The sequence below is a fragment of the Roseiconus lacunae genome (assembly GCF_008312935.1).
Lineage (GTDB): Bacteria > Planctomycetota > Planctomycetia > Pirellulales > Pirellulaceae > Stieleria > Stieleria lacunae.
Genome location: NZ_VSZO01000001.1, coordinates 1260502 through 1276583 on the forward strand (window position 1 = coordinate 1260502; position 16082 = coordinate 1276583).

The window sequence follows — 16082 nt, forward strand, 5'->3', positions numbered from 1 at the left end:
GCGATTTCACCGTCACTTAGGGACAACCCATGATCAATGACGGGATCGATCTTTCGACATCGCTGCAATAGTAGCCCAAGCTGACCGTGTATCTTTCACACAAGTGTCTGTTGAAGCAGGCCGATGACGGCGTCTCATTGGAGCTACTATGCCTCGGGCAACCCACCCCAACGCGTTTTTGGCTGTTCGGTCGACGTCGTGTATCGCGGTCATCTATGCCACCTTCATCTTTGCGGGGAACCAGGTTGCCGCGGAAGACGTTTCCGATGCGACGCGGAATACCGATACGTGGCGCATCGGAATGTCGGCCGCGTTTAGTGGCCCGGCGAGTGCTCTGGGCAATGGAATGCGGGTTGGAATCGAATCGTATTTTGAGTCGATCAATCGGCAGGGAGGAGTGGCCGGACGAACGCTCGAACTGATCACGATCGATGATGCTTATGAACCCAGTATGACGGCGCCGAATATGCGTCGTTTGATTGATCAACACAATGTCTTGTGCGTGATCGGAAACGTGGGCACACCGACCGCAGCGGTCGCGGTGCCGATCGCTAATGAAAAGCGGGTTCCAATGTTCGGTGCGTTTACCGGTGCCGGGCTACTGCGAAGAACACCGCCTGATCGCTATGTGATCAACTATCGGGCTTCGTACGCGGAAGAAACCGCTCGGATGATCGAGGGGCTCGTCAACGAGCTTCAGCTCTCGCCCAATGAAATTGGCTTTTTCACACAGAACGATGCTTACGGCGACGCGGGATGGAAGGGAGCCGTCGCCGCCTTGAAAGAAATCGGATTTGCCGACGCCGAATTCCTTCCGCACGGCCGTTACACCCGAAACACCATCGACGTCGAAGACGGACTGAGCCGTTTGATGGATCCACGAGAAACCGTCAAGGCGGTCGTGATGGTAGGAGCCTACAAGCCCTGCGCGCGGTTCATCAAGCTTGCCCGGAAACACGGGTTTAATCCAATCTTTCTGAACGTCTCTTTCGTCGGAAGTTCATCCCTGGTGACCGAACTCGGCCAGTGGGGTGACGGTGTTATCATCACTCAGGTTGTTCCGACGCCGAATGGGACGACCGAGGCGGCGGCCGAGTTTCGTGACATCGTGCCTGCGCAACATCAGAACTTTGTCAGTTTTGAAGGTTACCTAGTCGGCAAAGCGTTCGTCGAAAGCCTGCGACTTGCCGGTAACGACGCGACCTCTGAAACATTGATCGATGCGGTCGAAAGCAATCATGCGATCGACCTTGGTCTAGGAATTCGACATCGATTAGATAAACACGAACATCAATTCAGCCACCAAATCTGGCCCACGTCGATTCGCGATGGACAATTGGTCCTACTCGAAGATTGGAATCAATCCGTCGTCGACGCGAAACGCTTTGAAGTCCAGGGGACGAATCAATGAGTCAGTCTTCGCTGAAAATCGAACGCAATGTCAAAACGATCGCGACATTGGGAGCATTTGTTCTCGCAAGCCTGATCGTGACTGTGTGCGTTGTCCAGCATACGCTTGGGAAATCCATCAAGCAGCTATCGACGTCGGTCATTCCGATGCAAAGTAAGCTGGCGGAATTGAACGAAGCCGTCGGACGCATGTTTCTTAGCCAAAGCAATCTTCATACACTCGATCAGACACAGATCGAGGCGTTGGAAAATGATAAACAAGATGAACACGCAGCGCTAAAAAGTCTTGCCCAACTAAAACAGCAGCTTACCGATCCCGTTATCGTTTCGGCGAAGCACTTTCCAACGGATGCGACATCGAATCTGGATTCGGAAGTCGAGCAATTTCTTGATGCTCGCAAAAAGTTATTCCATGTTGCCAAACTTACCGAATCACTCGAGCAAGAATTCAAATGGGCTCAAGACCAAGTCGATGCTGACTTAAAGCACCTGCTTCAGGAGACCGCGGCGATCGCCGGAGTTCTGCGGTTGAAATATGTACTCGAGATGCGACAGGTAGCTCACGACCTTGATCACGAGATCACAGATCAATCGCACTTGAGAGATTTGATTGTCGGCGACACCCGAGCGCAATCCGAAGCGATCGAGGCATTCAATTTGTCGGCTCAAAAACTCAATTCGTTGGCCGGGAAAATCTCTGCCGCCGGCAACACTGACATTCTAAATTCATTGTCGGCCAACGAAGCCGCTCAGAATTCATTGAAACTCCGCAAGTCACTTGAAAAAATCGAACGCGTATTGACCGACGACCAATATCAAGATCGGCTGGCGAAATTGAATCAATTGACCAACATGTTGATCGAACGGGTCGATGATTCAAACGAATCGCTCGCCGCCAAGCGTCGCGAAATCCTGCTGCGCAGACAGGAACTGCGTCAAATCCAAAACGAATCGGAACGTTCTGCCCACATTCTTCAACGGTGCACGTCAAGCTTGCTCGCATTCTCAGAGCGATTCGCGACTGAGACGAGCGGCACTGCCGAGAACACGATCAGTGGGAGTCGTGCGGCGACGGCGTTCATCGTCATTATTGGTTTGCTTTGTATGATCATTGCCGCTTTTCGTGTCCGCACGAGTGTCTTTGATTTGCGATCACAGAACGAGCGGTTGAGTGAGCTATCGCAAAGCCTGGCCGAAGCGAATAGCGGTCTTGAACTCGCCGTCAAGCAGCGAACCGCGTCACTACAATTGGTACTCGATAGTACCGGTGATGGTATCTTCACGGTTGATACCGATGGATTGATCCTTCCCGAGCGATCGAAAGCAGTGGTCGAATGGTTTGGTGAGCCGCGTGAGAACGCGAAGCTATGGGAGTATCTGGCGGGCGATGACGATAACCTTTCGGACGAGTTTTGGATGGGTTTCGATCAGATTGTCTCCGAAATTTTTCCATTCGAAGTCGCTGCCGCTCAGGCACCTTCTCGCTTAACCTTGGACGGCCGGACTTATGAATTGGAGTATCGAGAGGTCAGTTCAAATGGGACTTTGAATCGAGTTCTGGTTATCGTCAAAGATATTACCGCCCATCTCGAAGCCGAACGCGCCGATCGGGCCATCAAAGAACTGCAAGAAGTTATCGGTAACTTGCTCCGAGATCGCGACGGATTCTGTGACTCGATCCGAGAGTGCAATAAGCTGATCGAAAGTGTCGGCACGACGGACGACATGATTTTTTCGAAACGAATCATTCATACGATCAAAGGTAATTGCGCGATCATCGGCTTTCGTTCGATCTCCGATCAGATTCATGAACTCGAATCGATCCTCGAAGATGACAATCGATTGCCGAGCGATGAAGAAGTCGCATCGCTGAATTTAAGCTGGAATCAGGGGCTTAGCAGGATGGGAACCTTCCTCGATACCTGCGACCAAGGCATCATCCATGTGATGCGATCTGATTTAGAGCGTCTGGCAAATTTGCTGCGTAATGAAGCAGGATACGACGACATCCTTCCATTGGTCGAACAGTGTCTACTCGAACCGGTCAACATTCAATTGAATCGACTGGCCGACCATGCGGCACGGATCGCGACGGTACTTGACAAAAAAATACATGTGACGACTGACGATGGCGGACTAAGTCTTCCCGCCGAACGATTGAAATCATTTTGGCCGACGATGATCCATCTCGTTCGCAACGCCGTCGATCATGGACTGGAGTCATCGGAGGAACGACTGACCGCTGGAAAAAGTGAAGCCGGACAATTGTGGTTGTCCAGCGATGTTGTCAATGGTTGGATGGAAATCAGTCTCAGCGACGACGGGCGAGGCTTGGACTGGGAGCGGATTCGTGAGAAGGCGACGTCGCTCGGTCTACCGGCGGATCGCCGAGAAGACTTACTCGAAGCAATGTTTACCGATGGTTTTTCCACACGCAGCGAAGCAACGGACTTGTCCGGACGCGGCGTCGGTCTGAGTGCGGTCAAGGCAGCTTGCGAAATGCTCGGCGGCAGCATTTCAGTGCAATCAGACCGAGACCACGGAACGGAATTCACGATTCGCTTTCCGTGGGAAAAAGGGATCCAGTTGGATACGCCTCGGCAAAGCCATCTTGATTCGGCAACCCAATCGATCGCAACGCCAACGCAAGCCGACGTCTAGACCAACACGGGGGAGATCACTTCCCCGTGTACGTCGGTCAATCGAAAGTCGCGACCGCTGTATCGATAGGTGAGTTTGGTGTGATCGACACCAAGAAGGTGAAGGACGGTGGCCCATAAATCGTAAACGGTAAGCTTGTTTTCGACGGTGTAATAACCGAGTTCATCGGTCGCACCATAGGCCACGCCGCCTTTAACGCCGCCCCCGGCCATCCAGACGCTAAATCCAAACGGATTGTGATCGCGTCCGTCGCTACCTTGGGAAAACGGTGTCCTTCCAAATTCCCCAGCCCATACGATCAATGTTTCATCTAACAGGCCACGATCTTTTAGGTCCTTGATCAATGCCGCTATCGGCTGGTCGACTTGCCGGCTCATCACGCGATGGCCTTTTTCCAGCCCGCTGTGCTGATCCCAAGGGTTGGGTGCTTGATTGCCGGTGGGCGTTTGCGGCAGACAGCTCAGTTCAATAAAGCGAACACCCTTTTCAACCAATCGTCGGGCGAGCAAGCATTGCCGGCCGTACGCGGCCATCTGGCTATCTTTGGATTCTAAACCATACGATTGTCTTGTTTGCAAAGACTCTTGAGAAAGGTCACATAGTTCTGGAACCGAAGCCTGCATTCGAAATGCGGTCTCGTAATTCTTGATCGCCGCTTCGACCTGCGAGTCATGTTGGGTTTGAGAAACAAATCGCGAGTCGATCGCGGACGCAAATTCCAAGCGTCGCTGCTGCAATCGACGTACCCCACGGGGACGAAGGTTGCGGATCGCTTCTTGTGCGTCGGCGACTAGGATCGATCCCTGGTGTTCGGCCGGCAAATAGCCGCTGCTAAATAGGCTGACGCCACCGTGCGGTGCGACCGCTCCGCCACTTTGGAGTACAACGAAACCGGGTAGATCATCGGTTTCACAGCCCAAGCCGTACGAGCACCACGCCCCCGCACTGGGGTGTCCCATAAAAGGAAAACCGCTGTGCATGACGAAGTTGCCTTGGGCGTGTTCATTGACCGCGGTGGTCATGGAGCGGATTACCGCAAGTTCATCGACAACACCGGCCAAATGTGGAAACAGCTCACTGACCGGCATTCCCGATTCGCCATGCTGGCGAAATTTGAACGGACTGGCCATCACGTTGCCGTTGTTGTTGAACTGAGTCCGCTCGATCGCTACGGGCATCGATTTGCCATGCAATCGCTGAAGTTCCGGTTTGGGGTCAAACGAATCCAAATGGGAAACTCCGCCGGACATGTAGCAAAAAATTACATGCTTTGCTTTGGCCGGGAAGTGAGTTCGCTTGAGCGCCGCGTCCTCCGGAAGCGTTTCACCGCCTTGATGATCGGCTGTCGCCCGTTGGGACGCCATGATCGTGGATAATGCTGCGGCACCGAACCCTGTTGATGCGGTTTCTAAAAATTGCCTTCGGCTACCGAACATAGATGAACTCCTTTAACAAGAACATCGCTTTGGCGAGTTCTGTGTAGGCTTGCCGGCGTGGATCATTCCCGATCGATGCCAATGAATCGACTTGAGGTTGCAACGCTTGTCTTTGGCGACGATTGTGCCTGACGAGTTCACTTTGTTTTGGTGACATCGTCTCTAACAGTAACCGCTCACTGATATATTTGGGCGCTGATTTAGCTAGGTCGCCGACTTGCCGATCCGTTAACGCGAGATCGTAAACGGCGGCTCGCAACACATGTCCTGAAAGCGAACGATTGCCAACCGCCGGAAGGTGTCGAACGCCGAAGCTAACCATCGCTTCACCGGCGGCGAACATGACGGGGCCATCAACAATTGATGGTTGGCCGTAGCGGACGCCGTCGCGGTAGAGGATGATTCGTCCGTCAGCATGATAGGTAATTACCAAATGAACCGGTCGCCCTGCCGCTTCCGTTTCTTGTTGCCCACCGACGTTCTCACTACGGCGATGATGATCGCTCCCAGACATCCAGCGGCCTGGCTCTCGTTCCGCAAAGACGATTGAATCAAAGACTCGCCCGTCGGGTGACTGCAGCGTCAGCACGCCGCCGCCTCGTTGATCAAGGTCGGAAAGCTTGACGTATGCTTCGAGTGTTTTTTCGCCGATCGGTCGCGGAATTGGGCCCGCAACCGCATACGCTTTCGAACCGACCGCCAAGCCATTGGGGCCGATCGAAGCATCGCCTTGTAACGAAGCGTTTAGGTCGCCAATCAAGTCATCGGTGTTTTTGGTAAAGTCCCAACTCGCGATGGGTTGGACGCTGGGAGTATTTCGTTCTTGTCCGGGGCTGGGCGTCGTAAGTTGCTTGCGGGCTAACGTAAACGCCGCTTCGATCTCGCGATCCAGGTTCGCTTGCCGCTGAGTTAGAGCTTCTCGTTTATCGATCAAAGTTTCGATCTCTCGCTCGGCTTGTCGAACGAATTGCACTGCTTGGTCAATTTCATCAGCGGATGCTTCACGTGAAAACGCTTGCCGGAACATCTGCGTGATGCGGTCGCGGTCGTTGGTCATCGACGGCTGCTCCAGAATCCGTCGCGCCCATTGATCGGCCGACCTCGCGACGGCGGCATCATTCATGAGGGCGAGCGACTGAGCCGGAACGTTCGTGGCAGGTCGACTACCGACGGTGCTGAATGGTTCGGGAAAATCGAATGCACGTAAAAATGGATCGAGCGAATTACGGACCACGTTGACATACAGGCCACGTCGCGGAATGTTAGCCTTGACCGGCGGTCCGAAAAGCTCGTCATTCAACTCGCCGGAGATCGATAGCAAGTGGTCACGAATCGCTTCGGCTTCCAAACGCCGTAAGTTGGCTCGAGCCAGAAACTGATTCGTTGGATCACGCAATTTGGTGTCTGTATCGGCCCGGGAGGATCGACGCCAAGCTTCCGAAAGAACGATCCGTCGTATCATCGATTTAATCGACCATGAATCTTCGGCAAATTGATTCGCCAGATAATCGAGTAATTCTGGATGGGTAGGTTTTGCACCTAAGCGTCCAAAATTATCGGGAGTCGTTACCAGTCCTTGGCCGAACAAATGGTGCCACAATCGATTGACCACGACACGACGAGTCAGTGGGTTATCTTCACGCAGCAGATCCGCCGCAAGTTCCAAGCGACCGCTGTTGGGCTGGTGATAGGGTTGTGAATCGATCGCTTCAAGGAAACGTCGGGGAACGATTTCGCCAAGTTGTTTGTGGTTCCCACGAATCATCAAAGGCTGGTTTTCGGGACGGGTCTCGTCCAGCGATGGGATTCGGATGGGCACCGGGATGGATGCTTCCAGTTTTCGATACTCGATTGCCGCTCTGCGAGCTTCACGACAGTGTTCGAAACGATTGTCTAGCATCGTCGTCTGGACGGCTTGATCAAGAAACAATGCATGCGAATCATCGATCGTCCCTGAACGCCAGCGAGTGATCGCTTCTCCAAGAACGTCGGTGTAGAGCCGCGCCAGATCGTTCAGTGAATGCGGTGGACGCGACTTGACGGCCTGCATCAATGCCGTCAAGCATTCTGTTTTTTGATCGGGTGGTGACCACGATTGATCGGCTAAAACAACACGCCGGATTCCATACCAAGATCGGTCTTGTCCGGACACCAATAGCGGCGCGTCGCGAGAAGTCGCTGCTTCCAAGTGGACTTGGTCACCCGACCAATAACTCACGTCAAAGGATCGCCATCGCCATTGTCGATCAAGGCGTTTGACGGGATAAACGGTGCCATTTCGCGGATAGTCATGCACGACGTAACGGACGGCAGCCCCCGAATCGCCGATCGATTCGACCCAAAACGATTGACCTTCCGGCAAGGGAATGTCGACGCTGCTCGTTCGGCCCGGATGCTTTTGCGAACGAAGGTGTGAATAGACGCCGGCCGGATATATTCCCGTGATCAATCGGTCCCCGTCGGGTTCAATTGCGAAGCTACCGGCGCTGGTCCCACGCACAAAACCATCGTTGACTCCGTACCAATCGCTCCAGTCTTCCTTTCGACCAAGGTCCCAAGACTGTGTGATTTTCGTGGAGTCCGTTCGATCAGAATTGACGGAGTCGCGGGGTTGTAATTGTTTCCACACGTCTTCGAATATTCTGCCGGTCTTTAATTCCGCTTTTACATTTAGCAGCAACCCAAGGATGCTGTCTTTTGCGGCCCCATCAAAGTCGTCTTCGATCAATCGCTGCGTGAGACGCGGGAGTGATTGTTGCCACTGGTCTGCGAGCGCCAATTTGATTTGTTGCTTCAGATGATCAAGTCGCTCGTTGTGTCGTCGCAGGTTCTCCGGAACGTCTGCGATCGCTCGGCCGGGACGACAGGATTGCAGTATTCCGTAGATCGCGTAGTAATCTTTTTGGCTGATCGCATCGAATTTATGGTCGTGACAACGGGCGCACGAAACCGTTAGTCCCAGAAAGGCTTTGCTGAATACGTTGATCTGGTCATCGGTGAAACGAACGCGTTCGTCCAGGGCATCGGTTGGCGCGAAGCCGTGAAACACCATCCGCCAATGGGCCGTACCGATCAATGACTCATTTATCCCCAAATCGTGATTGATACGAGGCTCGTCAATTAAGTCGCCTGCAATATGCTCGCGGACGAGTCGATCGTAGGAGACATCGTTGTTGAATGCGCGGATTAGATAATCGCGATAGTGCCACGCGCCATCGATTGTCGGATCGCCTTCGCTACCATGTGATTCGGCATATCGGATCCAGTCCATCCAGTGTCGGGCCCAGCGCTCGCCAAAGTGTTTGTTCGCTAGTAACGTGTCGACCAGTTCTGCGGTCACTCGTTCCTTCGATTTAGGATCTACAGCCCCCGCGATTCGTTCGGTCCACTGACGTGCTTGTTCGACTGTGGGTGGCAAGCCGATCAAGGTAACAAATAGACGCCGGACCAGCACGTCGGGCTCGGCGGGTGCCGAACGTGTCAACTGTTGTTGCTCGATGGCCTGGTCGATGAACGAATCGATCGGGTTGCCGGACGCTGATTGTGGCGGCTGAACATCTGCAATGGGTTGAAAGCTCCACCATTGCTTCCGTCGCTTCAGTGTTTCTTCCCAGGAAGTCGCTTGCTGGCGTTCTTCATCAGACGGTGGCTCATCGCGTGGATCGACGGCGCCGGCGCGGATCCAAGCTTCGAAATCGGAGACGACGGAATCATCTAGCTTGGGACCGCCTTCGGGCATTTCCAGCCCTTCAATTTCATGGCGGATGATCGCGAGCAAACGGCTCTCCTCCGGTTGCCCTGGGACGATCAATGTTCCCGACTCGCCGCCGCGACGAATCCCATCGCGGTAGTCGCTGACAAAGCCGCCTTCGTCTGCCCCGTCGGAATTGTGGCAGTCGTAGCAGTGTTCGATCAAAACCGGTCGGATCTTCGCTTCAAAAAAATCGACCGACCCAGGATTTGCCGCCGCTGCCATACTCGACAAACCGATCAGCAGAACGGGAAACAGGCTTCGAAAGTCGAGCATCGCGAGGCCGCCGCGGCTAGGAAGGATAAAAAGGCGGGAGGTGGGTATCGCTACCCTAAGCACTTCGACGGCTGATCGCAAGTTTTTCGGCCTTGAGCGACCTCGGCAGCCTTCACTTTAGCGGCGGCATCTGGCGATTGAATGCTTGCCAGCGGTTGACCAGTTCACTCAGTTTTTCAGTTTGCTCTTTCGCTAGGTCACGTGCTTCGCCAAGGTCACTCGCGAGGTGGTAAAGTTCAAACGGTTGACCGTCGGAGGGAGAAACGATTTTCCAGTTTCCGCTGCGAAGTGCTTTCTTACCACGCTGCATTCTCCAGAAGATTGTCTCGTGACCTTTGGCCAACGGTGAATCGATCCAATCGAATAAGCTTTTGCCGTCAAGGGAATCCTCCTGAGGCAATCCGGCAAGGTCCAAGGCCGTCGCCGCTATATCCAGGCTGAGAACGGGGCGTGACTCGACCGTCCCTTCGGGCAGTCGATTTGGAAAGCTCCAAATCATTGGAACCCGGACGCCGCCTTCATACAAGGAACCCTTGCCACCTCGAAGCGGTTCGTTGCTACTGGTCAATTCCTTTGTCGGGCCTCCGTTGTCACTCACGAAAACGATCAGTGTGTTCCGTCGCAAGCGATGTTCGTCAACGGCGTCAAGGATTGTCCCGATTCCGCGATCCATCGAGACCAACATTCCGGCAAAGATCCGACGTTGAATGTCCTCGATGCGTTGTAACGCATCACAGTCATCCAGTTTCGCCTGCATCGGACTGTGCACGGCGTTGTATGCGACCATCAAGCAAAACGGTGATTCACGGTTGCGGTTGATAAACTCGACGGCTTCTTCCGAAATCGCTTCGGTAAGGTAGCGTGACTCTTCGATGACATCGGTGCCGCGAAGAATCGGGTTGTCTTGGTCATACGCGGGTTCATTGATCGGTGCATAGTTACCACGGATGAACTGACCTTCACGGACACGCTCGCCTTCGGCGACACGCTGATCGCGAATCATCGTCACGACGTCGGCAAACGATTCTGGTTGATCTACGGTGCCAGGGACATAAAAGTGACCTTCGTGAAGGAAACCGTAAAACGAATCAAACCCGCGTTCGAGCGGATGTAAATCTGGGACCGCACCGAGATGCCACTTGCCGACCAAACCTGTTCGATAGCCCGATTGTTGTAGTTTTTCGACGAAGGTGATTTCTGTGAGTGGCAGCCCCGCGTTGGGGAGTAGGTTTCGCTTACCTGTCGGGTTGTGATCGTATCCAAATCTGGATTGATACTTTCCAGTCACGATCCCCGCCCGTGAAGGGCTGCAGTATGACGATGTGACATATCCCGCTGTACAACGAACTCCGCTATCGGCCAAGCGATCGATATTCGGTGTCGGAATCTCGCGATTGCCCATCATCCCAGTTTCACCATAGCCAAGGTCGTCGGCAATGATCACGACGACGTTTGGACGCGTTTGTTTCGTGGCAACTGATTGGGCCAATCCGATTACCGGCAGCATCGAACAAATGCCAAGTGCGATGATCGTTAATCTAAGTGGCTTCGTCGAATTGGACGCGGCAGACGACGAGGTTTGGATTGCACTACGACGAGAGTTAGACGCAAAGATTTGGATCATTGAAATCGTCAATTAGCGATCGGATGTCACACTGAAAACGAACGTAGCATTGAAACCTATCTGAAAACCGCTATCGCCAACTAGTGAGTCGACAACGCTAGCCGCGGGCCTCGCTTTTCAACGCCGGCCCGACGCTAACACGGTCGGATCACCGGTTCCGACGAAACGACCAATCGAAACTCTCTGCGTATTCCGCTACCGAATCGTGAGCATGCAGCCGGCGGTGTTGACGCAGGTTATCGCGGCGCCCTTGCTAAATCTGGCAAAGTAGCTCGACACAGATGCGTTAAGCTGACAGGTTTCAGATCGGTGCTTAGTGTCATGCTTAGGCGATGAGAAGTCAAACGTAGAGCTTCGTTCGATCTGAAAATGAGGGGGCGGCTCATCAGCCGACGGGCGTTAGCCCCGGTGATTGCACCGAAACCGTGGCTAACGCGATGAGGCTAATCTTGAAATCGAGTTAGAACGAAACACGAGAGCTGCATGATAACTAAAAATTTGATCATGCTAAAAGAGATCACACGATAAGCACCGTACGTTCAGAGTTGACGTGTGGCTTCACTTAGCAGGGTAAGCCCAGCCCGGGCCGCCTGGTTTTCCTGATCGGAAAATTCGGTGTTGTTTTCCGGTGCTTTGTTATCGTACGAGTCGGCGTCGAAAGACGGCTGCATGGCCCAAGTCGAAAAGACTTTATCTGTTGGTCGAGCGATAGGCGTCGTCTTGATGAGTGATGGTTCGCCAGCATAGTTGGGCTGCAATGGACGGCTTGCCGGGGTGACTAATTCTCCGGACGCTTGTGTTGATGCAGCTAAACTGGACCGAGCGGAGAGTTGCTGCCGACCGAGATAATTGATCACTCGCAATGCGTCACGTACTGTCAACGTACCATTCCCATCGACGTCAAGCTGAAACGCAGATTGACGAATGCTGTCACCTTCACCGGCGGTCATCCGGCTCAGGGAATTGATGATGATCAACGCATCCTGCGCCGTGACTTGTTGGTCGCCATTGACGTCTTCGGGCGTTAGCTCGTTCCCATCTACCGTGATGACATCGATTTCAGCACCTTTAGAGACAACGACATCATGCGGTAAGGGGCCATAGCCGGCAAGTTGAACGAAATCTCCCAAGGCGGCATCAAACGTAATCGATACCGGTCCGGCGGCATTGGCAACCATCGGGATACGATAGAAACGACCTTGGCGGACGCCGCCGATCGCTCCGACCGTTGCCCGGAATTCGAGCGTGCTCTCGTCAAGCTGGTTGGCACTTTGACTGGCAGGGTAATAGTCCAAACCGCCTGGCAACATTGATTTCGGCTGAACCGGAACTTCTCGTGGTCCGTTATCCGTATCCTCCAAATACGATTCCGCTATCTCAACCATAGTCCCTTCGATTCGTACTCCGGCCGTAGCGTTATTAAGAAAGCCTGCATTGGGGACCGGTTCAAACTGGTCGGCAAGAAGTGCGATTTCCAGTTCCACAAAGAATGTCTCGCCAACGAAAATCTGTTCGATTGGGTTGGAGTCCGCATCAACGAAGTGCGCGACCAATTGTGCGACCGGTGAAAGTTGTTGTGGGTCGAGGACTTCAACTTGAACCGTTGCGGTGGAGGTCAATCCAGATGCATTGATCGCGGTATAGGTAAATGAATCGACACCGACAAAACCAGGGTCCGGTGAGTAATGTAGCTGCGCGACGCTGCCGTGTTGGGGCTCGCTAACGTCGACGACGCGTAAAGAGCGGTTTCCATCCGGTCCGGCAGTATCGTTTCGCAAAACATCGAGCTTCGTTCGTGTGATGTTTCTGTCGGCTGTTGAATTTGAGTCGTCAGCATCGGTGGCGTTGGAATCGATTCGCATTTCGCTCCTTCCGATCACCACGAAAGAATCGTTTTGGGCATGCGGGGAATCGGCATCCGGAGCTACCTGAATGATTTCGACAGAGATCGCACCTGAAGCAGATTGTGTGACCAACCGATCAAAACCGAAGAAGTCAACAGGCGGGGTATAACTCCATTGCCCCGATGGTTCGCGGAGAAGGCTCCCTAGGGCAGCATCCGTATCGATCGAGTTGTCGAACGTGACGACGGCCGAGGTATCTTCGTCGAGCGTTCGATGCCCTCGGAAAGGAACTGGCAGTGCATCGGGATGCGTTAATACTGGATTGAATTCAATGGCACCGGCATCCGCTTCGGCAATCCCATCTCCGTTGCCATCGATACTGCGTGAGGTCGTCGGCAAGAGATCCACAAGACGACTTGTTCCTGCGGGAGCGACTCCGACAACCCCATCGTAGGTTCCCGGCTCAAGAAGCTCGAAGGAGGCCGATTGATCACTTCCGGCGATGTCATCGAGATAGAGATCCGCCGCTTTGGATGAGTCGCTGATGCTGGTGACTTTGTTGGCAATCTCGGTTGACTGGCCAAAACGGTTTCCGCCGCCCGAAACAAGCGTTCCGTTCAATATGATGGCGTTAGAAGGACGCGTGCGTTCTCTCGGAAATGCGACCGTCCCGGGTGACATGGCGGACTGCTGCGTATTGCCGTCGATCAGTACCCCAGTTAGCTCCGTTGTCGATCGCGATTGGTTCGCGACAAACAACCCTGCCGTAAACGATCGCGCCCACTCCGATGAAAATGCTTCGTTCGAATCAGCCCTATTGTTGACGATCGAAACGTTTTCCATTCGCAAATGACCGATGCTGGATACGGTTCCGAATCCCGATACTAAGTTGTCGAATAGCGAAACGGCATAAAGGTCAGCGATACCGTTGTGATTGGCTAAGACTCCGTTTCCGCCCGAGTTTTCAAAAAGGGCAGATGCAACGATAGTAAGCTCGCCATCCAAATTGGCAACGATCGAGTGGCCCGGCGCTGTGTTGAAGTAGAGGTGTGTCTCCTCGAGTTCCATCTTCGCGTCGAGACCAAAGTTGGTCACGATAGCCCCACGTTCGGCTCGGTTCTGTGCGACAACCAATCCGTGACTTTCAAATTGCCCGGCATTGAAGATGGCGGCGCCGCCGGGGCGGTTGAAGAAATGTTCCATCGTTCCCGCAATCGGCGGCGGAACGATCCCAAGTTCGACAAGATCTTCTGGCTCACCGCTGGAAGGCGACGTGCTAGTATTCGATACAAACACTAAACCCGTGCCTTGAATCCGCGCACCAGCATGGTTCCAAATCGCCCCTCCCCACGCGGCATCATTCTGCCAGAACTCCACCTCATTGATTTCCATCACCCCACCGTTGAAGATTGCTCCTCCGAGTAAGGCTTCCCCGCCATGAAAGACGGCGTCGGTAATCGATAGTTGGCCGGCCGATCGGATTTGCCCTCCTTCGGAAGCACTGCCGCCGAGCACCGTCACTCCGCTTAGATCAACTCGGGCGCCGAAATCGATGTCCAGAAAACGAGAGTCACCTTCGATCAGAATTACCGTCGTATCTTTACCTGCCCCACTTATTTCCAATCGGCTGCCAACTTCTTCGACTCGCAGGTCTCCCGCATTGATCCGATAAATTCCTTCGGTCAGTTGGATCGTATCATCATGGCCACCGGATTGGGTCGCTACCAAAGCCGCCCGTAAACTTCCGTCGGTGCCATCGGGAATCTCAGGAGAAGCAGAGTAAACGGCAAGCAGTCGACGTGCTTCGAGAAAATCAAGACGAAGACGGCGATTTCTTTTCGTTCTCATCAGGGGGCTCATCTCGGATCAGTCGGGGGTTTTGCGGAGTAACAGTTACAAGCGAACGTCACCTAACGAAAGAGTGAGAGATCACGCCGGTCCGTTTCGCATTTTTGCGGAAGAACGTGGGAGCGGTACAAATAGCCAGCCAGAACAACCGCGGCGACCGAATACAACGACCATTGCCAACGAAGGGTGAACGATTCGAAGCCTCGCATGGTCGGTTCGGCTTCTACCGAAAAGGCTTTGATGATCGGCCAATTCGCCTTACTCTCCACGGTTACCTGCTGGCCGGAGATCAGTTGAACGATTCCAAAGGAATTGAATTCGGAGGGGATCTGCGATGACTCGGTAGGCGCCGGGGAACTCTCAAGCAGGTTGACTCCGTCAAGTGACAACCAGTGCATCGCAACAGCCGGAGTGGAGTCTGCTGTTGTAACGGTAGAAATGCCGTGCTCAATGACATGTATCGAGACGTCTTCTTGTGCGTTTGAAACCGTGTGGCGATTCGGCCACGCGTCGGCATCAAGGTTCAAGCCGATCAACTCCGCGTGAGAGTCTGCTTTCCCAGAACCACTGCGGCTTAGATCGTGTTGGTTTGTCGTCGGAATGGTCGGATTCATCACCGCGGCAACGTCCGCCGAATTATCCACGACGGAGGCCGACGGAACGTCCGATTGCAATTGATCGTCTTCGCGGGCATTCGAGTTTGCGTCGCTCGGAATGCCGTTGAAATCATCCCATGCGCTGTCAACAAGATCCCCGCTACTCGTTTCCAGCGAGGAAGAGACCGATGGCAAGTTCGGTTCGACCGGATCAAGGGTTTGAAGTTCATTCACAACATCGGATGAAGTGCGAACGGATTCCGTGGGGTAAGAAAACGACAATGGCGTTCCAAACGGATCATCTCCGACCACCTGGAACCCAGCAGCGGCGAGATCAGTTGCTTGCCGAAGGTCGGGTGTCGAACTTGTGTTGTGGGACGGTCGGGTGATCGCTTGTTGCCATATCAAGTCGGTAAGTGATTCGACGTTGGCGGGCGCCGTCTCTTTGGCGATTTCATGAAGCTGCTCCAATTGCTTCAAACCTTGGAACGTGGCGCCAGATAGTTCCTCGGTTCGTCCGGACTGATCCACAATCATCACCGTTTCATTCATTGCGACCCGTATCGGTGGTAGCTGTGAAATTAACGAAGCAAGCAACTTTCGCCCTTCGAGCGATTGCACCGATAAGTGGCGTCG

The 16082-nt window shown here is 53.7% G+C and carries 8 protein-coding genes; 3 read left to right on the forward strand and 5 right to left on the reverse strand.

The annotated features are described in order from the left end of the window. The first annotated feature begins 148 nt into the window (after positions 1-148). Together FYC48_RS04845 and FYC48_RS04850 are read left to right on the forward strand one after the other, a co-directional pair. Positions 149-1411, forward strand: coding sequence for an ABC transporter substrate-binding protein (locus tag FYC48_RS04845; protein ID WP_200836535.1), 1263 nt, complete (start codon positions 149-151; stop codon positions 1409-1411). Further along, positions 1408-4071, forward strand: coding sequence for an ATP-binding protein (locus FYC48_RS04850; RefSeq protein WP_149495476.1), 2664 nt, complete (start codon positions 1408-1410; stop codon positions 4069-4071). Before FYC48_RS04845 ends, FYC48_RS04850 begins: the two co-directional genes overlap by 4 nt. Here the strand turns inward: FYC48_RS04850 and FYC48_RS04855 are convergent. The 3 genes from FYC48_RS04855 to FYC48_RS04865 all read right to left on the reverse strand — a co-directional run bounded on the left by FYC48_RS04855 (position 4068) and on the right by FYC48_RS04865 (position 10978). Beyond that, on the reverse strand, positions 4068-5507 hold the full coding sequence (locus FYC48_RS04855) for a DUF1501 domain-containing protein (RefSeq protein WP_149495477.1): 1440 nt from the start codon (positions 5505-5507) through the stop codon (positions 4068-4070). The two genes, FYC48_RS04850 and FYC48_RS04855, sit on opposite strands and share 4 nt — an antisense overlap. Continuing rightward, the gene (locus FYC48_RS04860; protein WP_149495478.1) at positions 5497-9534 is read right to left on the reverse strand and encodes a DUF1553 domain-containing protein; all 4038 of its coding nucleotides are present in this window, start codon (positions 9532-9534) and stop codon (positions 5497-5499) included. Before FYC48_RS04860 ends, FYC48_RS04855 begins: the two co-directional genes overlap by 11 nt. A 112-nt stretch (positions 9535-9646) precedes the next feature. Then, on the reverse strand, positions 9647-10978 hold the full coding sequence (locus FYC48_RS04865; protein WP_160149319.1) for a sulfatase-like hydrolase/transferase: 1332 nt from the start codon (positions 10976-10978) through the stop codon (positions 9647-9649). Positions 10979-11003: 25 nt separating this feature from the next. On the opposite strand from FYC48_RS04865, the gene FYC48_RS27605 reads away from it, so the two are divergent. After that, the gene (locus FYC48_RS27605) at positions 11004-11174 is read left to right on the forward strand and encodes a hypothetical protein (RefSeq protein WP_160149320.1); all 171 of its coding nucleotides are present in this window, start codon (positions 11004-11006) and stop codon (positions 11172-11174) included. A 523-nt stretch (positions 11175-11697) separates the two neighbouring features. Here the strand turns inward: FYC48_RS27605 and FYC48_RS04870 are convergent. After that, on the reverse strand, positions 11698-14850 hold the full coding sequence (locus tag FYC48_RS04870; protein ID WP_149495480.1) for an Ig-like domain-containing protein: 3153 nt from the start codon (positions 14848-14850) through the stop codon (positions 11698-11700). 62 nt (positions 14851-14912) lie between these two features. Then, complete coding sequence (locus FYC48_RS04875) at positions 14913-16067, reverse strand: hypothetical protein (protein ID WP_160149321.1); 1155 nt, start codon at positions 16065-16067, stop codon at positions 14913-14915. Between the last annotated feature and the right edge of the window lie 15 nt (positions 16068-16082).